The following is a 22,953-nucleotide window of genomic DNA, read 5'->3' as shown; positions in this document are numbered from 1 at the left end:
ATCAGGCGCAGCAATGCGTTCCCGCGGGTCCATATAGTTGGGAACAGACACCTCGTCATTGGCCAAAGCTGGTGCGAAGTGCGCAAGAATCGCAACCAAAATGCACGCAAAGCGCGAAACACACTTAAATCTTAGGGATGTATTTTCAGTGTTTTTCACTACCATAGATTTATCGTCTCGCTGCAACTGTAGTGTGTTTACCAGAGTCATGCTCCCAAGCAAAACACCCAATCGCCGCTTGAGTGACAAACCGCCACCGCAGTTGCAGCTGGTCAGCCATGCCGAGCCCCGGCCACAGCTGACTGACCCGGACAGGCCGGTCAACACCGAGGCGCTGTATGATTGTGAGCACCGCTTTTTCACAGGCTGCGGAATCGGAAAACCGCATGTGGAAGAGGCACGACGGGCGGCCGCCGCCAATGGCACCACGATCGAAAAGGAACTCATAGCCCGCCGTCTCATACAGCCGGAACTCTACTACCGTTGGCTGGCAGATGAGCTCGGTCTTGATTATGTCGATCATATCAATCCGGACGAGGTTGTGCATCTTGCCTCAACCGATGTTCTCTTGCGCAGAGACGGGCCGCTTCGACTCTCGCGCGCAAATGGCCAAGTGACCGCGATCACGCCTGAAGCCAAACGGCATGAAGCCGATGCCGCGCGCCTGCGTGCCCGCCCTGCCTTGCGCAGGCACCTCGTCGTTGCATCACCCTCAACCATTCGCCGGGCAATCTGGGAGTCGGGCCAGGAGCAGCGCGTTCGGGAAAGCACTTTCCGTCTCGATCAGGATCATTGCGAGCACAGCGCCCGGCATGTCCTCACCGGGATGCAGGGCTTTGTGCTCGCACTCATGCTTTGCCTTTGCATCGCCGCATTCCTGATCTGGCCTCTTTCTGCATTGACTGTTCTGCATGTGGTGCTGACGATGCTCTTCTCAGCAGGCATCCTCCTGAGGCTGTCAGCGCTGGCGATGGCGCTACGCCGCCCGGACACAGTGCGAGGTGGATCAGACATAGAAACACGAATGCCGATCTACACACTGCTGATTCCGCTTTACGACGAGGCGGCCATGGCGCCTGCACTGGTCGCGCGGATTGACGCCCTGCGATGGCCCAAGAGCCTGCTCGATGTGAAATACATCTGCGAAGCCGGCGATGAGGCCACGATTGAAGCACTTGAAGCTCAAGACCTTGGGCCCGAATGCGAAATCGTGAGGGTTCCAGCCTTTGGGCCACGCACCAAGCCAAAGGCACTGCAATATGCTCTCCGTGGCGCTCGTGGTTCACTGATCGCTGTCTATGACGCTGAAGACAAACCGGCTCCGGGGCAATTGCTTGAAGCCTGGGCCACATTCCGCGCGGGCGATGACCAACTGGGCTGCCTGCAGGCCCCGCTTGCGGTTGCCAATCTCCGCTCAAACTGGATTTCAGGTCTGTTCGCACTTGAATACAGCGGCCTTTTCCGGGTTCTAATCCCGTTTCTGGCGCGCACCGGAATGCCCATCCCGCTTGGAGGCACGTCAAATCATTTCAAGCGCGCTGCACTTGAAAACACTGGCGGATGGGATCCGCACAATGTCACCGAGGACGCCGATCTGGGACTGCGTCTGCATGCCTACGGCTACCGCACCGGAATTCTCAAATGTGCAACCGTGGAGAGCTGCCCTGTTCAACTCGACGTCTGGAAACGGCAGCGAACCAGATGGCTCAAGGGCTGGGCGCAAACCTGGCTGGTTGCCATGCGAAATCCCGTAGCAACGTGGTCTTCACTGGGACCTGCGGCTTTTGTGGTGTTTCAGTTGTTGATTGCGGGCATGCTTATCTCTGCTTTGGTACACCCACTGATGTATCTGTTTATTGCCTTTTCGTTTGCATGGATTGCAAGCGGCCACGCCTCAGTGGTCTCTGACATGCACGCCGTTCTGCTTTGGATGGATGCGGTCAACATTTTTGGCAACTACCTGCTTTTCCCGGCAACTGGCTGGTTCGCCTTTACCGCTTACGAGCGCTCACACTTAAAACGCCACTGGCTATTGATGATCCCGGCCTACTGGCTGTTGATTTCTCTGGCCGGCTGGAGAGCACTGACACAACTGCTGGCCAACGCGCATTTGTGGGAAAAGACACCGCACGATGCCGAGTCATCCGCGAAGACTCAACAAGACCCCTTGCCGACATGCGAAGCTGTTCCTGAAAATCAGAGACCCAGACAGAAAATCCCAATGGAGCGGGTGAAGGGAATCGAACCCTCGTCGTAAGCTTGGGAAGCTTCTGCTCTGCCATTGAGCTACACCCGCAGCAGCTTGATCCATGGCGGCGTTCGGACAAACTGTCAAGCGCCTGCGCTTGGCGCTGTGTTGCCAAACCGCCGGTGGGCTGATCAGACCGCCGATCCTTTCGCAACGCCAAAAGACCTGACCGACGCCCGCTTGACTGGAAACCGGCGCGACCTCATATGACAGGCGCTCTCCTGCAACTCCATGAGACCTCCAATGGACCGATTGAAAGCCTTCCTGTCCTCGCGGCGCTTTGAAACCGTCATCAGTGTTCTGATCGTCGTCAACGCGATCACACTCGGACTTGAAACAGTACCCGCGGCCATGGAACAGTTCGGCGGCCTCCTCCTCATTCTCGATCGCGCCATTCTGGCCGTGTTCGTCGTTGAGGTGCTGGCTCGGCTGCTCGCCTGGAGGCTCGATTTCTTTCGCGACCCATGGCGGATTTTCGATCTTCTGGTTGTGGGGGTGGCGCTGTTGCCCGCGACCGGAAACCTGTCCGTGCTCAGGGCACTGCGCATTCTCAGAGTGCTGCGCATCATCGGCATGGTGCCCTCGCTCAAGCGCGTGGTCGGCGGTCTGGTGGCCGCCCTGCCCGGCATGGGGTCGATCATGCTGTTGCTCACATTGGTGTTCTATGTGTTCTCTGTGATGGCAACCAAGCTTTACGGGAACACTTTCCCGGAATGGTTCGGCTCGATCCCCGCTTCAGCCTACTCGCTGTTCCAGGTGATGACGCTTGAAAGCTGGTCGATGGGCATCGTTCGGCCGGTGATGGAGGTGCATCCGATGGCTTGGGCGTTCTTCATCCCGTTCATTGCCTGCACCACCTTCACCGTTCTCAACCTGTTCATCGGCATCATCGTTTCAGCCATGCAGGAAGAGCACGAAGCCGAAGCGACTGCCGACCGCGAAGCCATGGCGAGCGAACAGGGCGAGATGCTCAAGGAACTCAGGGAAATCCGCAAGGAGATTGCGGAGCTTCGCGCCGAGCAGGGACGCCAGCCGTCTGCGTAGTCATATCAGGCGCGAAAATGCTTGGAGAGTTTCAGGCCCTGGGCCTGATAGTTCGAGCCCATGCCTGAGCCATAGAGTGCTTCAGGGCGCTCAAGCATCCGCTCGTAAACCAGCCGGCCGACGATCTGTCCGTGTTCAAGGATAAACGGCACCTCGTGGCTGCGAACCTCAAGCACGGCACGGCTGCCCGCGCCTCCAGCCTCCGAATGGCCAAAGCCAGGATCGAAGAACCCTGCATAGTGGACGCGGAACTCACCGACCAAAGGGTCGAAAGGGGTCATCTCGGCCGCAAAGAGCGGCGGTACGTGCACCGATTCACGGCTCACAAGAATGTAGAATTCATCGGGATCGAGAATGAGATCGGCCGAGCCGCGATTGTGGATCGGCTCCCAGAATTCGAAGACGTCCTGAGCAGCGCGCTTGTCGACATCGATCACCGCCGTGTGGTGCTTGCCGCGATAGCCAACCAGGCTGTCCGGCCCTTGACCGGCCAGATCGATCGACAGCGCGATGCCCCCGCCCGAGACATTGGGATTGTCCGAGGCGACAAGCGTCTCCGCCTTGTGCAGGTCCAGCAACTCGGTCTCGTCCAGCAAGGCGTGGCCCTGGCGGAACCGGATCTGCGACAGGCGCGATCCGGTGCGCGCGACAATCGGGAATGTGCGCGGGCTGACTTCAAGCCAGAGCGGACCGTTGTAACCGGGGGCGATCTTGTCGAACTCCTGGCCGAAATCGGTCATCACCCGGGTAAAGATATCAAGCCGCCCGGTGGAGCTTTTGGGGTTGGCCGAGGCCGAGATTTCACCGGGCAGCGCCAGGCTTTCGAGCAGCGGCACTATGTAGACGCAACCGGTCTCGAGCACGGCACCATCCGACAGGTCGATCTCGTGCATGCTCAGCCGTGCAAGCTTGTCTTCGACCGCATTGTTCGGGCCGGGCAGAAAACTGGCGCGGACCCGGTAAGCCTTGGCGCCAAGCCTGAGATCAAGGCTCGCGGGCTGTATCTGATCGGCATCAAGCGGCCGACCGGCAGCAAGCTTTCCACCGTCAAACAGCGCGCGGATTGCGCGATCGGAAAGAATACCAGCGCTCAATTTGTACCTGCTCCATTTTGCCCGTGGGACTTGATGACAAGCCGCGGCGATTGACGCAAGCGCCTCAAGGCAGTAAAGGAAGCTTATCCCGTGGTGATTTGGCCGACCGGCTTGCAGCCACGTTAAACAAGTCGCTAAAAGGTCGGGTTGCAAAACCGGCTGGCGACTTCGCAAGCCGGTATTTTTGTGTTCTGGACCAAGACAATGACAAATAATCGACAGTTACGCCCCGCAACCCAACTCGTTCACGGCGGAATCAATCGCTCAGGATTTGGCGAAACGTCCGAAGCGATCTATCTCACTCAGGGCTTCGTCTATGACAGTTCGGAAGCCGCGGAAGCCCGGTTCAAGGGCGAGGATCCCGGCTTTATCTATTCGCGCTACGCCAATCCGACCACCGACATGTTCGAAAAGCGCATGTGCCTGATGGAGGGCGCGGAAGACGCCCGGGCCACGGCTTCGGGCATGGCCGCGATCTCGGCTGCGCTGCTTTGTCAGCTGAAAGCGGGAGATCACGTGGTCTCGGCACGGGCGCTGTTCGGCTCCTGCCGCTGGGTGGTGGAAACGCTGTTGCCGCAATACGGCATTGAATCGAGTCTTGTCGATGGCCGCGACCTCGCCAATTTCGAAGCTGCGATCCGGCCCAACACCAAAGTGTTTTTCCTCGAAAGCCCGACCAATCCGACGCTCGAAGTAGTCGACATTGCGGGCGTGACGCAGCTCGCAAACCAGATCGGAGCGACGCTTGTGGTCGACAATGTGTTCGCCACGCCATTGCTGCAAAAACCGCTGGAACTGGGCGCACATGTGGTCTGCTACTCCGCCACCAAGCACATTGACGGTCAGGGACGCTGTCTGGGTGGCGTTGTGCTGTCGAGCAAGGAGTGGATCGACGAAAACCTGCACGACTTTTTCCGTCACACCGGCCCGTCATTGTCGCCATTCAATGCCTGGACATTGCTCAAGGGGCTCGAAACCCTGCCGCTTCGGGTGCGCCGCCAGACTGACAGCGCCGGCCGTCTGGCAGATTTCCTCGCCGATCATCCTGCCGTAGCGAAGGTGATCTATCCCGGACGGGCAGATCATCCGCAGGCTGATGTCTGCGCCCGGCAGATGAGCGGAGGATCAACTCTTGTGGCGTTCGAACTCAAGGGTGGCAAGAGCGCCGCTTTCGCCATGCAGAATGCGCTTGAAGTGGTGCGGATCTCCAACAATCTTGGCGACAGCAAGAGCCTGATCACCCATCCGGCAACGACCACGCACAAAAACCTCTCGGAGGAAGCCCGCGACGAACTTGGAATTGGCCCGGGCGTGGTGCGGCTGTCGGTCGGCATTGAGGACGTAGAGGATCTGGTCGAAGACTTCGATCGGGCCTTGTCAGGTCTCTGATACCGGTTCGGCAAAGACCGCGCGGGCCTGCATGATCCGGGAAAGCGCGGTGTAGAGACAGATTGCTGCAAACACCCAGGCCACCGGCGCAAACCAGCCGGGCCACAGGCAGAATACGCCAAAGACGAAGAAGGTCTCGCTGGCTTCGGCGAGACCGGTGGTGAAATAGATCGATTTCACGCCTCGGGCATCGGTCGAGAGTCCACGTTTTTCTGCGACGATTGCATAGGCCAGGAAACTTGCGCCGTTGACGTAGAAAGAGAAAATCAGCGCCGCGCCGGCAAGCCCGTTTGTGGCGGGATCATAAAGCACAAACCCCAGCGGGATTGCGCCATAGAAAACAAAGTCCAGGGTGATATCGAGATAGCCGCCGAAATCGGTCCTGCTGGACGCGCGTGCGACCGACCCGTCGAGACCATCGCCGATGCGGCTGATGATGATCAGCACCAGCGCGGCAACCATCTCGCCCGAGGCAATCAGGCCGGCTGCCACAAGGCCGATGAGACAGGCCGCGACTGTCACGTGATCGGCCCGGACGCCGCGGGCAGCAAGCCATGTTCCACTCCGGTCTAGTCCGGGCTGAATCAGTTTTCGTGCGGCGCCATCCAACATTTTTCTCTCTCCAATCGAGCCAGATCGTGATACCGCGATGGTGGACGTCCGTCACGTGCGGAGCAGTGCTACGGCAATCACAATCAGGTCAACGCTCACAGGGGGCTATTCCGCACGAAGGATGGCCCAAACACGCTTGACGCAAGCGTAACACTGTAGAATGAGTGGCATCAGGAGCAGATCATGTACCGCGCGTTGACACGTGATATCGAAGTAACGGTTGAGCCGTATTATCTCGAGGACCAATCGGACCCCGAGGACAGTCGCTATGTCTGGGGTTACCGGGTGGTGATTTCCAACCGGTCCGACAGGATTGTCCAGTTGCGCAGCCGTCACTGGCAGATCACCGATGAGAATGGCATGGTGGATGAAGTGCGCGGCCCCGGCGTTGTTGGCGAGCAGCCGGTGCTGGGTCCCGGCGATACCTATGAGTATTCCTCCGGCTGTCCGCTCGACACGCCCTCGGGAGTAATGGCTGGCAGCTATCAGATGCAATCGGCCGAGGGCGAGTTCTTCGATGTGGAAATCCCTGCTTTCTCACTTGATCTGCCAGGCATGGCAAGAACGTTGAATTGAACGTGCTAGCGGAATTCCGGCCGGTCATGCTGGTGACCGGGGCGCTGGTGTCGACGCTGGGCGTCGCCATGCTTCTACCCGCACTTGTAGATCTTGCTGCCGACAATGACGACTGGATGATCTTCGCAAGTTCGGCGATGGTAACGATGCTTTTTGGCTTCGGGCTGTTCATCGCCAACCGGGGCGCCCCAAAGGGGCTGTCGACCCGGCAGGCGATGCTGATGACGGTAGTGTCGTGGCTGGCGCTGGTGGCGTTCGGTGCGCTGCCGTTTCAATGGTCCGGCATCGTGCCGAGCTACACCGATGCCTTCTTTGAATCGATGTCCGGCCTGACCACAACCGGGGCGACGGTGATCACCGGCCTCGACACTGCCCCGCCCGGCCTGCTGTTCTGGCGCGGGCTGCTGCAATGGCTGGGCGGGCTTGGGATCATCGTGATGGCAATTGCGGTTCTGCCGATGCTGCAGATCGGCGGTATGCAGCTGTTCAAGGCGGAGGCCTTCGACACGGCGGAGAAAATCCTGCCGCGGGCGACCCAGATCTCGACCTCGATCACGCTCGTCTTCATCGGCATCACCGGCGTCTGCGCCATCGCCTACATGGCGGTCGGGATGGCCGCGGATGATGCGGTGATCCATGCCATGACGACGGTTGCGACGGGCGGCTTCTCGACCAAGGATGCCTCAATCGGGCATTTTGCCAATCCAGGCGTCGAGTGGGTCGCCGTCCTGTTCATGATCCTTGGGTCGATCCCCTTCATTCTCTACGTGCAGATGCTGCAGGGACGGTTTCGCCCGATCTTCGTCGATCAGCAGGTCAAGGCGTTCTTCGCCTTTCTCGGAGTGGCAGTACTGGCTGGCTGGATGATGGCCCATTTCAGCCAGTATCATCTGGGTCTCGACGGGCTCCGGCACGCGGCTTTCAATGTTATCTCGATTGTCACCGGAACCGGCTACTCCTCCACTGACTACGGGCTTTGGGGACCGCATGCGGTCGCCTTTTTCTTCATCATCATGTTTGTCGGCGGATGTGCCGGCTCGACTTCCTGCGGCATCAAGATATTCCGCTTTCAGGTGTTCTTCGAGGCCGTTGGCCAGCATATCGCCCAGGTGATGTACCCCCATGGCGTGTTCCGCGCGCAGTTCAACGGCAAGCCGATCGAAGGCCGGGTGATCTCCTCGGTGATGAGTTTCTTCTTCCTGTTCATAGCCTCCTTCGTGGTTCTGGCCATCCTGCTCAGGCTGAGTGGCCTTGATGCCATCACGTCGCTTTCAGGCGCGGGCACGGCGCTCGCCAATGTCGGCCCAGGACTCGGCGAGATCATCGGGCCGGCAGGCAACTTCCAGTCGCTCAATGATGTTCAAAAATGGTTGCTCTCGGCCGGAATGCTGCTGGGGCGGCTTGAACTGTTCACCGTTCTGGTGCTGCTCCTGCCACGGTTCTGGCGTTCTTGAACCTTCTTTGTTTCAAGCAGCTGCCTTCAGCAGACGCCCCTATGCCCGCTGCAGCCTCTGACGACGGCCATAGATGAAGGTGAGCGCCCGGGTAACGTCGTCACCGATGCCAACCAGGGCCGGCACCAGAAACAGCACCAGCAGCGTCGTCATCGCCAGGCCAAAGACAATGGTGATTGCCATGGGCAGCAGGAACTGAGCCTGGAGGCTTTTTTCATAAAGCAGCGGCAGCAACCCGCCGATGGTTGTCAGCGAAGTCAGTAGCACTGCGCGCAGACGGTCACGGCTTGCGCCGATGGCGGCTTCAGCGATCGTATCGCCGGCGGCGCGGCGTTCCTCAAGCCGGGCCACCAGGATGATGGAGTCATTGACAAGGATACCTGCGAGGCCAAGCAATCCGATGAAGGACAGGATGGTGAGCTGGTAGCCCAGAACCCAATGGCCGAATATAGCACCGACGATGCCGAAAGGAATGATCAACAAGACCGCAACAGGGCGCCAGTAGCTGGCAAAGACCCAGGCGAGAATGATGTAGATGACACTGAGCGCAACCGCGACACCAAGTTTGAGATCAGCAAAAGCGTTTTCCTGTTCCTCGGAGCGGCCGCCGAAGGAATAGGTGACCCCGTGATTGGCCGCGATCAGATCGAGCCCGCCGCCGACGGTCAGCTGTTCGACCACCCCGCCAGTTGTGGTGACAGCGGTATCGATGTCACCGGTGACGGAGATTGTGCTTTTGCCGTCGCGGCGCTGGATTGCGGAAAAGCCCTGCCGCTCGGTCATGTCGACCACCTCTGACAGAGGCACAAAGGTTCCGCTGGGGCTTCGAAGTTCAAACTCCCTGAGCGCTTGCGAGCCCGGTGACGCAGGGGCCTGAACAAGACGCACAGTGACCTCGTCATCACCGCGCGGGAAACGAAACGGAATCGCGCCATCAAAGGCATTGCGGATCTGGCGGCCGACTTCCTCGATCGAGAAGCCGAGAGCGGCCCCATGGGGGGTCAATTCCATCACCAGTTCGGGTTTGCCCCAGGGCAGATTGTCATCGAGCCCGGTGACACCATCAATTGCGGACAGGAGTGCAACGACATCGGCCGAGGCGGCCTTCAGGTCGGCCACCCGTTGGCCCTGCAGTCGCACTTCGATATCGCGGCCGGGTGGCCCGCCACGGGCCTGAGCAATCGTGAAACGGGTCACACCCGCGACGTCCGGCGACGCCTGCCGCCAGGCGTTGACAATATCCGGTGTCCGGATGTCACGCTCTTCAGATGTGGTGAGCTGCACCCGGATGCGGGCAGTCGCGCTGCCCGATCGGCTGGAGGCGCCATAGGTGGTGAACACGGCGCGGATCGACGATGCCTCCTCACCCGACAACGCCTCATCGGCGCGGCGCAGTGCTGTCTCATAGCCGGCGATGGCGGCAAGCGCCTGCTCTTCGGGCAAGCCTGCATTGAAGACCACGGTGCCGGTGATGTTCTCGGCTTCCGGCGACGGGAAAAACACGAACTCGACCTGGCCAGATCTGGCCAGACCGATTGCCAGCACCATCACCATCGACAGGGCGATCGACAACGTGACATAGCGCCAGTTCCAGGCCAGTTGCACCAGCCAGGAGAAGGGACCATCGCGGAGCCTGTCAAACCTGCGATCGAAGCCACGCCGAAAGCGGCTTTCGCCTGCATGGCGCTCAATCTGGGCGCCAGCGCCGGCAGCAGCTGCGATCTTGCGGCTGTTGCGGCGGCTCAACGCCAAAAGCATCCATTCCAGCATTGCAGCCAGAATCAACGAGACCGCCACCACGAGCGCCATCCGCAGGAACGAGGGAAGCTCAGCGAAGCTGCGGGCTGCTGCGCGCAAACCGTTGTCATCGGCACCCAGCGCCAGATCGACAGCAAGCCGACCCGTCAAGCCGGTCAGAAACACGACAAGAACCAGGGCAACCAGGAACTGCCGCCACCACGACCAACCCGGCATCCTGCGCCCGGCAAGCGAGTTGGCCAAGTGACCGGGCAGCACCAGAAAGCACTCAAGCAGGCTGGCGATCAGGACCGCGACCACAACCAGCGGCAACACACCCATCATCTGGCCGATGGTGCCGCCGATCATCAGGATCGGGGCGAAGGCTGCCAGCGTGGTCGACATCGCGGCCAGAACCGGAACCAGCATCATCTGCACGCCGTTCTCGGCGGCCATGTGCGGATCGTCTCCCATCTCCAGCCGGGTCGCCGTGTGCTCACCGACAACGATCGCATCGTCGACAATGATGCCGAGCATCATAATCAGCGAGAACAGCGAGATCATATTTATCGTCTGGCCGCTGATATACATGAAGCCGATGGTGGCGAGCATCGCAACGGGGATGCCGGCAGCGACCCAGAAAGCGATGCGGGCATTGAGAAACACGAACAGGATCGCAACAACCACGAGCAGCCCGCCAAGCCCGTTCTTGACCAGAAGCCAGATCCGGGCGGAGAGCGCGTCAGCGGCCACTTCATAGGTGGCGATCTCGACGCCCGGCGGCAGCTGCGGTGTGATTTCGTCGATATAGGCTGACAGGATCGCGGCGGTCTGAAGTGTATCGGCGGTCGGCGCCCGGCGGACATCCAGCTCGATCGCGGTGGATCCGCCGGCCAGCCCCCGGGTTGCATCCGGATCAAAGCCGTCGTCGATTTCGGCAATGTCCCCGAGCAGAACCTTTTCGCCACCCGCAAAGGACTTGACCTCGACATGCGAAAGCTCGCGTGCGCCCTGCGCATCGGCGATTGTGCGCAGTTGCCGGTCGACGGTGCCTTCCACTGTGCCCGACGGCAAGTCGCGGCTGTTGGCGGCGATCGACCTGGAGACCTCCGAAATGGTGGTATCAAGCCGCCTCAACTCGATCTCGGGCACCTCGATGCGGATCTCGGCATCGCGCAATCCGGTAAAATCGATCTTGTCGATGCCGCGATCGATCAAATCATCGCGCATGCGTTTGGCCCAGGCGCGTTTGACCGATTCATCTGCGGCGCCAAAAACCGCAAGACGCGCCACGGAATCAAAGAACACCGCACGGGTAATGGTCGGCTCCTCGGAATCCTCGGGCAGGTTGTTGACTGCTTTGACTGCAGTTTCAACATCCGTCATGGCCTGAGACATGTCGGTGCTTTCGGTGAACTCGAGGCGTATGGAGGCCGACCCCTCGGCCGCGGTCGAGGTCATCTCATCCACGCCGGAGATGTAGCGCACCTCAGGCTCGACCAACGCAAGAATGTTGGTCTCGACATCCTCGGCGCTGGCACCAGACCAGGTGATGGCGATGGTGATCGCAGGACGGTCAATGGTGGGGAAGAACTGGGTGTTGATGCGGGCAATTGAAAACGCACCGAACAGGATCATCAACACCATGAGCAGATTGGCGGCGTTGGGATGACGCACAAAGGTTGCGACCAATCCGCCGTTGCCCAGAATGCCCCCGCCCGGAAGGCCGGCAGCGCTCATTGGCCGGAGTCCATCGTTTGACCTGGTAGCGCCGGAGACGCCGGCTCCGCAGCGGTCTCGCCTGGAGCGTCCGTTTGGGTGGGCTTGCGGACTTTTACGCCTTCCGAGGCTTCGGTCAGCCGGGTGACCAGCACCTCTTCCCCATCTGCAAGGTCACCTTGAATGATGGCATCTTCGCCATCCCAGGCAATCAGCTGAACATCACGGCGCACCAATGCGCCATCCACGACCACGAAGACGTGGTCGGAAGATCGGATCGCGGTTTCGGGCAGACGAAATGTGGAACGCCAGATACGATCCGGCACGGTAAGCGCAACAAAGGCCCCGGGCCGCAACTGCACAGGATTGCCGGCTGCTTCAATACGAGCGAAAACCTCGACACCGCCCCGCTCTGCAGCCACACGTGCGCCGATCCGGTCGATGGTCGCCGGCCAGACATAATCCGCGCCGCCCACGCTCCAGCTCACTTTAACCTTGCGTCCAAGCAGCGGGTCATCGCCGGTCGCCATCCGGCCATATTGGGCGTTGGTCAGAGTGAAGCGTGCTTCAAGCGCAGTGTCATCATAGATGGAGGCGACCATTTCATTTGCGTTGACCGTTCGCCCTGCTTCGATGCTCTCATCGGAGATCACGCCATCAAAGGGGGCCATCACCGCCGTATCTTCAAGCTTGCGCTGTGCTTCGCGTACTTTCCATTCCAGCCGCGAGGCGTTGGCTTCCTGCTGGGCGCGCTGGGCTTCGGTGATGAGAATGTTGTTGCGACGCTGACTGACGGCCTGGTCGCGCTGGGAAAGGATCAGCCTGCGGTCGTCGACCTGCTTGTCGGTCAAAGTGCCCGAACCTGCCAGCGACAGGGCCCGTTCAAGATCAGATTTGGCGAGGTCCAGCTGGGATTGCGCTGCTTGCAGCTGCTCGCGTTCGGAGGCCAGGCGGGCGTTCATTTCGGCAATTGCCGCTCGTGCCGAGGCAAGATTGGCGCGGGCTTCAACAAGCGCGCCTTCATAGAGAAACGGATCGATGCGCAACAAGACAGTTCCGGCAGCAACCCGGCGCCCGGCGACAAGATCAGGATGAATTTCGACCACATCGCCGCTCACCCCTGCACGCAGTTCGACGCTGCGGCCGGTGTCGACCTGGCCATAGAGCCTGATCACCGGCCGGTTGTCAGCCAACACCGCGGATGTGGTGTCAACCGTATAGACCAATGGTGTGAAAGGCTTGCGGACCGGGTCGATCCGCGAATTCGCCAGGTACTGCATGCCGGCCCAGCCGCCAGCGAGGACCAACGCCATCAGCGCCATCTGCGCGATTGGTCGCAGAAAACCACGACGACGAGTCTCACCCCCCGCCGGCTGCCCGGCAGTCAGGTGTTTATCGCGATTGTCCGCCCTGTCGAGCATTTCCAGCCTCCGTTGCCTTCAAAGAGGTAACGTAAAGACTGGACATGGCAAATTAAAGTTTTGTCATATTGCGGCTTGCGGGTGCAATCCTCCGGCTTCAGCCGCCGAATTCGTCGGGGTCGAACTTGTAAGCGGTCGAGCAGAATTCGCACTGCACGGTGATTGCGCCGTCTTCCACACTGTCGGTAAGTTCCTCGGCGGAGAAACCGCGCAGGACCTCACCAAGCCGCTCACGCGAACAACTGCAGCGGTCAAACACCGGCACCGGCGGGTAGACCCGCGCGCCACGCTCATGAAAAAGACGATAGAGCAGGCGTTCGGCACCCACTTCCGGGTCGGTCAGTTCGCCGGCATCAACCGTGGCGACGAGCGCCTTGGCTTCCGACCAGCTGTCGTCCTCGTGATGGTAGAAGTCCTCCACACCCTCCGGCGCATCGCCGCCTGGAAGGTCGGGCAGGCGCATGCGGTCGGGTGCTTGCGGCAGGAACTGCACCACAATGCCGCCGGCGCGCCAGCTTTGGCGCGGGTTGCCCTCGGCATCCCGGTCAAACAGTTCGGCTACCGACAGGCGGACAAGGGTGGGGATCTGCTCGGACTGGCGGAAATAGGTCTCCGCCATCGCCTCCAGAGACTCTCCATTCATCTCGACGATGCCCTGATAGCGCTGCATATAGGCGCCCTGGTCGATGGTGAAGGCCAGCACGCCATTGCCCAGCAGCTCAGCCGGAGTGATCATGCCTGCCTCTTGCGCCGCCTGGAGCCGCTCGCCATCAAAGCGGGCATAGGCGCGAAGATCACCCGGCGTGCTGAAATCAGCGACCAGCAGATCAACGGGTCCGTCACCCTTGGTCTGAATGATCAGCTTGCCTTCGAATTTAAGCGATGTACCAAGCAGCACCGTCAAGGCGATGGCTTCGGCAAGCAATCGTGCAACCGGCTCGGGATAGGCGTGCCGGCCCAGAATGGTGTCGATCATCGGGCCAAGCTGAACAATGCGGCCGCGCACATCCAGGCCATCGACTTCGAACGGCAGCACACTGTCATCTCCGGCGAAGCCCGGCTCTCCGAGGGTACGGATTTCGGTTTCCATGTTCATTCCCGACTGTTTGGCACAATTCTCCGGTGGCACGCGGTCCGTGCCCGGGTGTTTGGCCGAATTCCAAACGGCCTATGTAGGCATTCGCCCGGCGATCCGCCAGAGGCTCAACACAGCGCCGCTACAAAGCGCCCATGCACCAGCGCATGATTGCCTTTTGGGCATGCAAACGGTTTTCCGCCTCATCGAACACCACCGATTGCGGTCCATCCATGACCTCGTTGGTGACTTCCTCGCCGCGGTGGGCGGGCAGGCAATGCATGAACAGCGCGTCCTTGTTGGCCTTGGCCATCAAGTCTTCATTGACCTGGTAGGGCAGGAAGACATTGTGGCCACGCGCCTTGTGCTCCTGATTCATCGACACCCAGGTGTCGGTAATGATGCAATCCGCACCGCTGGCGGCACGCTCCGGATCGGCGCTGAGATCAATCTCGGCACCCTGAGCCCGTGCCCAATCGACAAATCTCATGTCAGGCTCGGACCCCTCCGGTGTGGCGATCTGCATGCGATAGCCGAAACGTCCCGCGCCTTCGACCAGCGAGTGCAGCACATTGTTGCCATCGCCTGTCCATGCCAGGGTCTTGCCCTTGATCGGGCCACGATGTTCCTCAAAGGTCAGGATATCGGCCATGATCTGGCAGGGATGTGTGTCATCGGTCAGCGCGTTGATCACCGGCACGGTGGCATGTTCGGCCAGTTCCAGCATGCGCTCGTGATCCATGGTGCGGATCATGATGATGTCGACATAGCGCGAGAGCACCTTGGCGGTATCGGCAATGGTTTCTGCACGGCCAAGCTGCATCTCGGTGCCGGACAGGAACAGGGTCTCGCCGCCCAATTGACGCATGCCGACATCAAACGACACGCGGGTACGGGTGGACGGTTTTTCGAAGATCATCGCCAGCATCTTGCCTGCAAGCGGACGATCACCGCCCGAGGAGGATTTGGCGGCACGTGCTGCATCAATCATGGCGCGCAGTTCTGCGGCGCTGACAGCAGAAAGATCAAGGAAATGCCGGGGCGCGGCGGCTGTGGTCTCAGTCATGATAAAGGGTCCAGTCAGCTGGATTTGGGAGATAGCATTTCGAGCGCCGCCTCGATCCTGTGGAGCGCTTCGCGGACTTCCTCGACAGACACGATCAACGGTGGCAAGAGCCGCACGACATTGTCACCCGCCGGCACCGCTAGCAAATGCTCGTTGCGCATCGCCGTGACCAGATCCGCATTGGACTTGGCGCATTTGATGCCGGTCAGAAGCCCGATGCCGCGGATGTCTTCAATCAGGTCCGGATAGCGGTCCTTGAGAGAGGCGAGGCCCTGGCGCAACACCAGCGTGACATCGTTGACATGGGTAAGGAAACTGTCCTCAAGCACCACATCGAGCACGGCGTTGCCAACAGCCATGGCCAGCGGATTTCCGCCATAGGTGGTGCCATGGGTGCCCAGCGTCATGCCGTCCGCCGCCTCGGCCGTTGCCAGGCAAGCACCGAAGGGGAAGCCGCCGCCAATGCCCTTGGCCACGGCCATGATGTCTGGTGTGATGCCTGCCCATTCATGGGCAAACAGCATTCCTGTGCGGCCAACGCCGGATTGAACCTCATCCAGGATCAGCAGAATACCGTGCTCGTCGCACAGGTCCCGCAGACCGCGCAGGCATTCCTTTGGCAGCGGGCGAATGCCGCCCTCTCCCTGCACGGGCTCAACCAGAATGGCAGCGGTTTCGTCATTGATCGCGGCCTTGATTGCCTCGTGATCGCCGAACGGAACCTGATCGAAGCCTTCAACCTTGGGGCCGAAGCCCTCGAGGTATTTTGCCTGGCCGCCGGCGGCGATGGTGGCCAGCGTGCGGCCATGAAAGGCGCCTTCAATGGTGATGATGCGATAACGCTGCGGCTGGCCATTTACATAGAAATGCCGCCGCGCTGTCTTGATCGCGCATTCCAGTGCTTCCGCACCCGAATTGGTGAAGAACACCTTGTCGGCAAAGGTCGCCTCGGTCAAACGCTCGGCGAGCCGGGTCTGATCGGGAATTTCCTGCAGATTGGAAAGGTGCCAAAGCTTGTCGGCCTGGGATTTCAGCGCCTCGACCAGATGCGGATGAGTGTGGCCAAGCGAGGTGACCGCTATGCCTCCGGCAAAATCGAGATAGCGTTCGCCCGCCGGTGTCTCCAGCCAAACGCCATGCCCGCGCTCAAACACGATGGGTGAGCGGCTATATGTTTCGTAAAGCGGCTTGGCGTCAGCCATGCGCCCGTCTCCCATATGAACCCGGCCGGAATTGTGAATGCCGGAACTTGATGATGGCGTGTGCCAGAAGGACCGTCAAAAACCTTGCCGGAAAACCAAAACGCCGCCCTTCCGGGGCGGCAGGCGCACTATTTACAATTCACTGTGTGCTGTCAATGAGACTGCGGTTTCCCGTAGTGTTACGACGGTGTGGCAGGTGTTTTAGCATTCCGCTGGCTGCCAAAACTCGAACCGGTCACCACACCGCAGATCCGAACCCGACTGTGGTGCTGCGCTGCCGGTAAGTTGGGGAAAACCAAAAAAACGAATCACCTGGAATCCGCTGACTCTTGTAACCGAGTCTGCGTAGCTCTACGTTGAGCCTACGAATTAGACGTTCGCGGCGGACACTAATTTCCTCAATGTAACCGAGTGCTACAGCTCCGGCCATCCGGAGCAGCGAAGAGGGATTCTGCCATCCCAAGACACGGGGTAAATGGAGAGAGTGGCATGAACTGGACTGATGAACGAGTTGAAAAACTCACGAAACTCTGGGCGGACGGGCTCAGCGCAAGCCAGATTGCGGCGCAACTCGGCGGCGTAAGCCGCAATGCGGTGATCGGCAAAGTGCACCGGCTCAACCTTCCAGGCCGCGCCAAGAGCGGTGGACAGTCTTCGGTTCGCACCAAACGCACCACTGCAGCACCGCGGGCGCCAGCTTATGCTGGCCGGAACGCAGCGCAGACAACACGTACAGTCAGCCGTTCCAGCGGCGGAGCGGCTCTCAAGCAGGACGTCGAAGCGGTGGCTGTGGAAGACCTCGACACCAGGCCGATGGAAGACGTTGTGGTACCGATTTCGCGCAGGCTCACTCTGGTGGAGCTTTCGGAGCGGACCTGCAAATGGCCGATCGGCGATCCATTGCTCGAAGACTTTCACTTCTGCGGCAATGACTCAGGCGATGCCTCGCCCTATTGCAGCTATCACGCCAAACTGGCGTTCCAGCCATCAAGCGAGCGCAGGCGGGCCCGCTGAACCAGATCGGTTGAAAACGAGCAAAAGCCCGGATCAAATGATCCGGGCTTTTTCATTTTGCAAACTGGATCATGCCTTGATCAGGCTTCAATCGAGTAGCCAGCGCCACGGACCGTGCGGATGATGTCGCGCATTCCGGAAAGATTGACAGCCTTGCGCAGACGGCCGACATGCACATCCACCGTGCGCTCATCGACATAGACATCATGTCCCCAGACACCATCGAGCAGCTGCGCGCGTGAATAAACACGGCCTGGCGAACTCATCAGGAATTCCAGAAGCCTGAATTCGGTGGGTCCAAGCTTGATGTCACGGGCACGGCGGCGGACTCTGTGGGTCTCGCGATCAAGCTCGATATCACCGACCTTGAGCAGGCTGGAGATCACCTCTGGGCTCGCGCGCCGCAACATTGCGCGCACCCTTGCCAGCAATTCCGGCGTCGAGAACGGTTTCACCACATAGTCATCAGCGCCGGTGGCAAGACCGCGGACACGCTCGCTTTCCTCGCCACGCGCCGTCAGCATGATGATCGGCAGACGCTCCGTCTCCGGCCGCGCGCGCAGGCGGCGGCAAAGCTCGATGCCGGAAATGCCAGGTAGCATCCAGTCAAGGATCAGAAGATCAGGCACGCGTTCCTGCAAGTGGATCTCGGCTTCATCACCGCGCAAGACGGCATCGACCTCGTAGCCCTCAGCTTCCAGATTGTACTGCAGCAGGACGGAGAGAGCCTCTTCGTCTTCCACCACGGTTATTCTGGGACTCATCGCCATTGCTTGATGATCTCCCTGAAACTACGCCGCGCCCGGCTCGGGCGCAATCACGCTGGCGGAGTCGTCGTCTTTCGGCCGGTCGCCAGCAAGCTGTTCGCCAGTGGCCACGTAATACACGGTTTCAGCGATGTTGGTGGCGTGATCGCCAATTCGCTCGATGTTCTTGGCACAAAACAGCAGATGCGTGCAGGCCGTGATGTTGCGCGGATCTTCCATCATGTATGTGAGAAGCTCCCGGAAAAGCGAGGTGTAGATCGCGTCGATTTCCTCGTCGCGTTCACGGATCGAATTGGCCAGATCCGGCGAGCGCGTCGAGAAGGCATCAAGCACTTCCTTGAGCTGCGTCAGCGCCAGTTCGGCCAGGTGCTCCAGTCCGCGCACCAGCTTGCGCGGCTGCGCCATGGTGTGCACCGCGATCACCCGCTTGGCGATGTTCTTTCCCAGATCACCGACCCGTTCGAGATCCGAGGCGATCCGGATGGAACCAATGATTTCACGCAGGTCGGACGCCATTGGCTGGCGCTTTGCAATCACCAGAACTGCCTTGTCGTAGATTTCGCGTTCGCCATTGTCGAGCAGCAGGTCCTCGGAGATCACCCGCTGTGCGGTGGCCGAATCCGCGTTGACCAAGGCGGCAACAGCATCGGCGACCATGCGCTCGGCGATGCCGCCCATCTCGGAAAGGCGGCGGTTGAGAAAGCGCAGGTCATCATCATAGGCCGAGACGGTATGTGCATCGGGCATTGCTTGATCCTTCAATCCAAATGTTGCGACGTGACCGGCAGTCGCAAGAAGCCGTGATTTAGCCAAACCGCCCAGTGATGTAGTCCTGGGTCAGCTTTTCATCGGGCTTGGTGAACATCTTGTCGGTCGGACCTTCTTCGATCAGCTTGCCAAGGTGGAACATGGCCGTGCGCTGTGACACACGTGCGGCCTGCTGCATCGAGTGGGTGACGATGACAATGGTGTAGTTGACACGAAGCTCGTCGATCAGTTCCTCGACCTTTGCCGTGGCAATCGGATCAAGCGCTGAACAAGGCTCGTCCATCAGGATCACTTCCGGGCTGACCGCAATGGCGCGCGCGATACAAAGCCGCTGTTGCTGACCACCTGAAAGACCGGTCCCTGCTTCGTGAAGGCGGTCCTTGACCTCTTCGAACAGCCCAGCCTTGATCAGGCTGCGCTCGACAATCTCGTCCATCTCTGCGCGGGTCGAAACCTGGCCATGGATGCGTGGTCCGTAGACGATGTTCTCATAAATCGACTTGGGAAACGGATTGGGTTTCTGAAACACCATACCGACGCGCGCCCGCAGTTCGACCACGTCAATCATCGGGGCATAGATGTTTTCACTGTCGAGTGTGATGTCGCCAGTGACCCGGCAAATATCAATGGTGTCGTTCATGCGGTTGAGACAACGCAGGAAAGTGGACTTGCCGCAGCCGGACGGACCGATCAAGGCGGTCACGCTGTTCTGCCGGATGTCGAGATTGACATCGAAAAGAGCCTGCTTCTCGCCATAGAAAACGCTAACGTCATTTCCACGCATCTTGATGACAGGATTGTCAACCGATGCGTTGACCGCGTCTTCCGTCGCCGCTTCAGACATGATGTTCATCTCCATGTTCCTTTATCCGTTCCGGATCCTTCGAACCCTATTGATTGTAGCCTGATGTCCTTCCAGCGCCTACCATCGGCGTTCGAAGCGACGGCGAAGCAGAATGGCAACAGCATTCATGATGACCAGGAACACCAGCAGCACGATGATTGCACCAGATGCGCGCTCGATAAAAGCCGGGTCACCACGCTGGGTCCAGTTGTAGACTTGAACCGGAAGCGCTGATGCCGGGTCGAAGAACCCCTCAGGCGGCGCGCCGGGATATTCGCGAACAAAGGCCACCATTCCGATCAGGAGCAGCGGTGCCGTTTCACCGAGCGCCTGGGCCAGGCCAATGATTGCGCCGGTCAAGATGCCAGGGGCTGCGAGCGGCAGCACATGGTGGAAGATCGCCTGCATTTTCGAGGCCCCGATACCCAGCGCGGCATCGCGGATCGACGGCGGGACCGCCTTGAGCGCGGCGCGCGTGGCGATGATGATCGTTGGCAATGTCATTAGCGTGAGCACCAGGGCGCCAACCACCGGGGCTGACTGAGGAAGGCCGATAAAGTTGATGAACAGCGCCAGTCCGAGGATACCGAACACAATCGAGGGAACAGCCGCGAGGTTAGCAATGTTCACCTCGATCAGATCGGTCCAACGGTTCTTCGGCGCAAACTCCTCGAGATAAATCGAAGCGGCGACACCAATGGGCAGTGACAGCGCCAGCACAATCAGCATCATGTAGGCCGATCCGAGGATCGCCACACCAAGACCGGCGGCTTCAGGCCGCGTATCAGACGCGTCGGGTGCAGTGAAAAACGACCAATTGAAGCGCAAATCCATGATGCCGGCATCTTTCAGCCTATCGGCAAGGACCAGCTGTTCAGGCGAGATATTCCGGTCGAGCGCGGCGCTTTCCATCGTCACCCGCCCCTTGAAGTAGCCATCGATGCGGCCGGACGCGAGAAGATCAAAGGAAATGGTCTCACCGATCTGATCCGGGTTGGCCAGAACAAAGCGGCGCAGGTCAGCCGGAGCTTCCTTGGACACCAGCGCTGCCGCCTCCTTGGCGTTGACGCCTTCGGCGGCAAATCCACGCTCTTGCATCATATCCTGCATGGCCGTCTTTATGAGCGGCTGGATGGTGAAGGTGGTGATCTTCTTCAGATCCTCCGGCGCGCGATTGCCATTCTTGTCCAGCTTCGCCGGGTCAAGATAGACGTCCAGCGAGATGTAGGTCTGGTTGAAAGAGGACAGACCATTCGACAAGATGGACGCCATGAGACCGACGAGGGCAAGCAGGCCGAATATCACGGCAGCCAAGCCCATCATGCGGAAGCGCTTCTCAGCCGCATTGCGTTTGCGGGTGCGCTCCCCAACCTTCAATAGCGAGCGTCCGGTTGCGGCACTGGCCGCAGAGTGATCGGCGGGAAAATCGGTCAATCGTATTGCTCCCGGTATTTGCGCACAATGTAGAGCGCCAGAACGTTGAGGCCGAGGGTGAAGACAAACAGGGTCAGGCCAAGCGCGAAGGCCACCAGGGTTTCCGGGCTGGCAAACTCGGTGTCTCCGGTCAGCTGGCTGACGATTTTCACAGTTACCGTTGTCATTGCCTCGAAGGGGTTGAGGTTGAGCCGTGCGGCTGCACCTGCGCCCATCACCACGATCATGGTTTCACCAATAGCCCGGCTGGCGGCCAGCAAGAAGGCGCCGACGATGCCCGGCAAGGCAGCCGGCAGGATCACCTGTTTGATCGTTTCCGACTGGGTCGCGCCGAGGCCGTAGGAGCCGTCGCGCATTGCCTGAGGAACCGCATTGATGATGTCGTCTGACAGGGACGAGATAAAGGGGATCAGCATGATGCCCATAACCAGACCGGCGGTCATCACTGAAGACGAGGACGTTCCGATACCGAGCGGCTGGGCAATCCAGTCGCGCAGGAAGGGTCCAACCGTGATCAGGGCAAACAGTCCGTAGACGATTGTGGGAATGCCGGCGAGAACCTCAATGGCAGGCTTGGCGAAGCTGCGAAGGGCACTGCCCGAATACTCCGCCAGGTAAATGGCGATCATAAGGCCAATCGGAACCGCCACAGAAAGCGCGATGAAGGACACGTAAAGCGTGCCCCAAAGCAAGGGCAGGAAACCGAAATCGGAACCGCCGCGGAATTGCGGATTCCAGACGGTCGAGAAATAGAACTTGGTAGCCGGGTAGAGCTGGAAGAACTGGAGCGATTCGAACAGCAGTGATGCGACGATGCCCACAGTGGTCAGGATCGCGACCAGCGAAGACCCCATCAACAGCGCCTTGATGAATGTTTCGGTTATGTTTCGAGCGCGCAGTTTGGGGGATATTCTCCGCCACGCCCAAAACCCCAAAGCGAGTGCCGTCAGGATCACTGCAATGCTGCGAACAGCCGAAGCCGCCTTGTCGGCCGCGCGGTAGGACTTGGCCGCCTCGAAAACTGCAGGCTCCACATTCGAACCCAGCGCGACGCCGACTTCGGCAAGCCGGGAACGGACATTGGTCAGGTCAGCGCGCATGTCGACAAGATCGTCTTCTGAAAGATCGCCTTGCGCGGTGAGCAGCCCGAGCCCGTCGGCAATCCTGCGCACGTCCACCATGACCAGGCTTTTGGCGCCGCCTTCGGGAACGACAGAATCTGGAATTTTGCCGCTGATGCTGCCTTCGATCACAATGGGCTGCACGAATAGCCAAGCAGCCATCAGAAAGAGTGCAGGAACGGCCGTAAACAGCGCGACCGACTCTCCATAATAACTTGGCAGTGAGTGAAGCTTCACTCCGTCCCGTTTCGCCGCCTGCAATGCCCGCCGCCTGCCGAGTACATAGCCAATCGCAGCCAATACGAGCACGATGAGAACGATAGTGCCTGGAGTCATGTCGAAGTTGCCCTGTTCGCGAGGAAGGGCGG

Annotated in this window: 18 protein-coding genes, 1 tRNA gene and 1 riboswitch; of the genes, 6 read left to right on the top strand and 13 right to left on the bottom strand. The window is 59.8% G+C overall.

The genetic code is table 11. The features are described 5' to 3' along the window. The first annotated feature begins 148 nt into the window (after positions 1-148). Positions 149-2,257 carry a glycosyltransferase family 2 protein gene (locus HPDFL43_RS21575; protein WP_169743218.1) on the top strand — a complete coding sequence of 703 codons (2,109 nt, stop codon included), beginning with the start codon at positions 149-151 and terminating at the stop codon, positions 2,255-2,257. Here the strand turns inward: HPDFL43_RS21575 and HPDFL43_RS02825 are convergent. Further along, a tRNA-Gly gene (locus HPDFL43_RS02825) sits at positions 2,223-2,296 on the bottom strand. The two genes, HPDFL43_RS21575 and HPDFL43_RS02825, sit on opposite strands and share 35 nt — an antisense overlap. Before the next feature lie 195 nt (positions 2,297-2,491). On the opposite strand from HPDFL43_RS02825, the gene HPDFL43_RS02820 reads away from it, so the two are divergent. After that, positions 2,492-3,292, top strand: coding sequence for an ion transporter (locus HPDFL43_RS02820; protein WP_007200050.1), 801 nt, complete (start codon positions 2,492-2,494; stop codon positions 3,290-3,292). Positions 3,293-3,297: 5 nt separating this feature from the next. On the opposite strand, the gene HPDFL43_RS02815 is transcribed toward HPDFL43_RS02820, so the two are convergent. Beyond that, entirely contained in the window at positions 3,298-4,386 is a 1,089-nt protein-coding gene (locus HPDFL43_RS02815; RefSeq protein WP_007200049.1) for a 2'-deoxycytidine 5'-triphosphate deaminase, read from the bottom strand. A gap of 80 nt (positions 4,387-4,466) precedes the next feature. Then, positions 4,467-4,544, top strand: a riboswitch (SAM riboswitch). Between the two features lie 46 nt (positions 4,545-4,590). Between HPDFL43_RS02815 and HPDFL43_RS02810 the strand changes: the two genes are divergently transcribed. After that, positions 4,591-5,775 carry an O-succinylhomoserine sulfhydrylase gene (locus HPDFL43_RS02810; protein ID WP_040449555.1) on the top strand — a complete coding sequence of 395 codons (1,185 nt, stop codon included), beginning with the start codon at positions 4,591-4,593 and terminating at the stop codon, positions 5,773-5,775. Here HPDFL43_RS02810 and HPDFL43_RS02805 read toward each other — a convergent pair. Then, complete coding sequence (locus tag HPDFL43_RS02805; protein WP_007200047.1) at positions 5,764-6,387, bottom strand: CDP-alcohol phosphatidyltransferase family protein; 624 nt, start codon at positions 6,385-6,387, stop codon at positions 5,764-5,766. The two genes, HPDFL43_RS02810 and HPDFL43_RS02805, sit on opposite strands and share 12 nt — an antisense overlap. A gap of 183 nt (positions 6,388-6,570) precedes the next feature. On the opposite strand from HPDFL43_RS02805, the gene apaG reads away from it, so the two are divergent. Next, positions 6,571-6,963, top strand: coding sequence for a Co2+/Mg2+ efflux protein ApaG (gene apaG / locus HPDFL43_RS02800; RefSeq protein WP_007200046.1), 393 nt, complete (start codon positions 6,571-6,573; stop codon positions 6,961-6,963). A 2-nt stretch (positions 6,964-6,965) separates the two neighbouring features. Next, complete coding sequence (locus tag HPDFL43_RS02795; RefSeq protein ID WP_245271123.1) at positions 6,966-8,417, top strand: TrkH family potassium uptake protein; 1,452 nt, start codon at positions 6,966-6,968, stop codon at positions 8,415-8,417. Positions 8,418-8,456: 39 nt separating this feature from the next. Here HPDFL43_RS02795 and HPDFL43_RS02790 read toward each other — a convergent pair whose 3' ends face one another. The 5 genes from HPDFL43_RS02790 to HPDFL43_RS02770 all read right to left on the bottom strand — a co-directional run bounded on the left by HPDFL43_RS02790 (position 8,457) and on the right by HPDFL43_RS02770 (position 16,637). Next, positions 8,457-11,894 (bottom strand): efflux RND transporter permease subunit, encoded by a 3,438-nt coding sequence (locus HPDFL43_RS02790; RefSeq protein ID WP_007200044.1) that lies wholly within the window; start codon positions 11,892-11,894, stop codon positions 8,457-8,459. Continuing rightward, the gene (locus HPDFL43_RS02785; RefSeq protein WP_084594552.1) at positions 11,891-13,294 is read right to left on the bottom strand and encodes an efflux RND transporter periplasmic adaptor subunit; all 1,404 of its coding nucleotides are present in this window, start codon (positions 13,292-13,294) and stop codon (positions 11,891-11,893) included. Before HPDFL43_RS02785 ends, HPDFL43_RS02790 begins: the two co-directional genes overlap by 4 nt. A 97-nt stretch (positions 13,295-13,391) precedes the next feature. Continuing rightward, positions 13,392-14,384 (bottom strand): Hsp33 family molecular chaperone, encoded by a 993-nt coding sequence (locus tag HPDFL43_RS02780; RefSeq protein ID WP_040449552.1) that lies wholly within the window; start codon positions 14,382-14,384, stop codon positions 13,392-13,394. A 127-nt stretch (positions 14,385-14,511) separates the two neighbouring features. Next, positions 14,512-15,435, bottom strand: coding sequence for an ornithine carbamoyltransferase (argF, locus tag HPDFL43_RS02775; RefSeq protein WP_007200041.1), 924 nt, complete (start codon positions 15,433-15,435; stop codon positions 14,512-14,514). A 14-nt stretch (positions 15,436-15,449) separates the two neighbouring features. Then, the gene (locus tag HPDFL43_RS02770) at positions 15,450-16,637 is read right to left on the bottom strand and encodes an aspartate aminotransferase family protein (RefSeq protein ID WP_007200040.1); all 1,188 of its coding nucleotides are present in this window, start codon (positions 16,635-16,637) and stop codon (positions 15,450-15,452) included. 489 nt (positions 16,638-17,126) lie between these two features. Here HPDFL43_RS02770 and HPDFL43_RS02765 point away from each other — a divergent pair, with 489 nt between their 5' ends. Then, positions 17,127-17,651, top strand: coding sequence for a GcrA family cell cycle regulator (locus HPDFL43_RS02765; RefSeq protein ID WP_007200039.1), 525 nt, complete (start codon positions 17,127-17,129; stop codon positions 17,649-17,651). Between the two features lie 80 nt (positions 17,652-17,731). Here HPDFL43_RS02765 and phoB read toward each other — a convergent pair whose 3' ends face one another. The 5 genes from phoB to pstC form a co-directional block, all read right to left on the bottom strand. Continuing rightward, positions 17,732-18,415, bottom strand: a complete 684-nt coding sequence (phoB, locus tag HPDFL43_RS02760; protein ID WP_040449551.1) for a phosphate regulon transcriptional regulator PhoB — start codon at positions 18,413-18,415, stop codon at positions 17,732-17,734. Between the two features lie 27 nt (positions 18,416-18,442). Next, complete coding sequence (gene phoU, locus HPDFL43_RS02755) at positions 18,443-19,165, bottom strand: phosphate signaling complex protein PhoU (RefSeq protein ID WP_007200037.1); 723 nt, start codon at positions 19,163-19,165, stop codon at positions 18,443-18,445. 58 nt (positions 19,166-19,223) lie between these two features. Next, a complete protein-coding gene (pstB, locus tag HPDFL43_RS02750) occupies positions 19,224-20,039 on the bottom strand; it encodes a phosphate ABC transporter ATP-binding protein PstB (protein WP_007200036.1) in 816 nt (271 codons plus the stop codon). Between the two features lie 69 nt (positions 20,040-20,108). Beyond that, positions 20,109-21,470, bottom strand: a complete 1,362-nt coding sequence (pstA, locus tag HPDFL43_RS02745; protein WP_425348850.1) for a phosphate ABC transporter permease PstA — start codon at positions 21,468-21,470, stop codon at positions 20,109-20,111. Continuing rightward, positions 21,461-22,921, bottom strand: coding sequence for a phosphate ABC transporter permease subunit PstC (gene pstC / locus HPDFL43_RS02740; protein WP_040448971.1), 1,461 nt, complete (start codon positions 22,919-22,921; stop codon positions 21,461-21,463). The genes pstA and pstC overlap by 10 nt, the downstream gene beginning before the upstream one ends. Positions 22,922-22,953: the final 32 nt, after the last annotated feature.

The sequence above is a fragment of the Hoeflea phototrophica DFL-43 genome, from assembly GCF_000154705.2.
Lineage (GTDB): Bacteria > Pseudomonadota > Alphaproteobacteria > Rhizobiales > Rhizobiaceae > Hoeflea > Hoeflea phototrophica.
The sequence above is the reverse complement of the archived record's forward strand: the minus strand, read 5'-3'. Positions and strand labels throughout refer to the sequence as shown.

What these genes read in the sequence shown, in the direction of transcription:
- HPDFL43_RS02820 (WP_007200050.1), top strand. Translation starts at nt 2,492, where the DNA reads ATGGACCGATTGAAAGCCTTCCTGTCCTCGCGGCGCTTTGAAACCGTC.
- HPDFL43_RS02810 (WP_040449555.1), top strand. Translation starts at nt 4,591, where the DNA reads ATGACAAATAATCGACAGTTACGCCCCGCAACCCAACTCGTTCACGGC.
- HPDFL43_RS02805 (WP_007200047.1), bottom strand. Translation starts at nt 6,387, where the DNA reads ATGTTGGATGGCGCCGCACGAAAACTGATTCAGCCCGGACTAGACCGG.
- apaG (WP_007200046.1), top strand. Translation starts at nt 6,571, where the DNA reads ATGTACCGCGCGTTGACACGTGATATCGAAGTAACGGTTGAGCCGTAT.
- HPDFL43_RS02790 (WP_007200044.1), bottom strand. Translation starts at nt 11,894, where the DNA reads ATGAGCGCTGCCGGCCTTCCGGGCGGGGGCATTCTGGGCAACGGCGGA.
- HPDFL43_RS02785 (WP_084594552.1), bottom strand. Translation starts at nt 13,294, where the DNA reads ATGCTCGACAGGGCGGACAATCGCGATAAACACCTGACTGCCGGGCAG.
- HPDFL43_RS02780 (WP_040449552.1), bottom strand. Translation starts at nt 14,384, where the DNA reads ATGGAAACCGAAATCCGTACCCTCGGAGAGCCGGGCTTCGCCGGAGAT.
- argF (WP_007200041.1), bottom strand. Translation starts at nt 15,435, where the DNA reads ATGACTGAGACCACAGCCGCCGCGCCCCGGCATTTCCTTGATCTTTCT.
- HPDFL43_RS02770 (WP_007200040.1), bottom strand. Translation starts at nt 16,637, where the DNA reads ATGGCTGACGCCAAGCCGCTTTACGAAACATATAGCCGCTCACCCATC.
- HPDFL43_RS02765 (WP_007200039.1), top strand. Translation starts at nt 17,127, where the DNA reads ATGAACTGGACTGATGAACGAGTTGAAAAACTCACGAAACTCTGGGCG.
- phoB (WP_040449551.1), bottom strand. Translation starts at nt 18,415, where the DNA reads ATGAGTCCCAGAATAACCGTGGTGGAAGACGAAGAGGCTCTCTCCGTC.
- phoU (WP_007200037.1), bottom strand. Translation starts at nt 19,165, where the DNA reads ATGCCCGATGCACATACCGTCTCGGCCTATGATGATGACCTGCGCTTT.
- pstB (WP_007200036.1), bottom strand. Translation starts at nt 20,039, where the DNA reads ATGAACATCATGTCTGAAGCGGCGACGGAAGACGCGGTCAACGCATCG.
- pstC (WP_040448971.1), bottom strand. Translation starts at nt 22,921, where the DNA reads ATGACTCCAGGCACTATCGTTCTCATCGTGCTCGTATTGGCTGCGATT.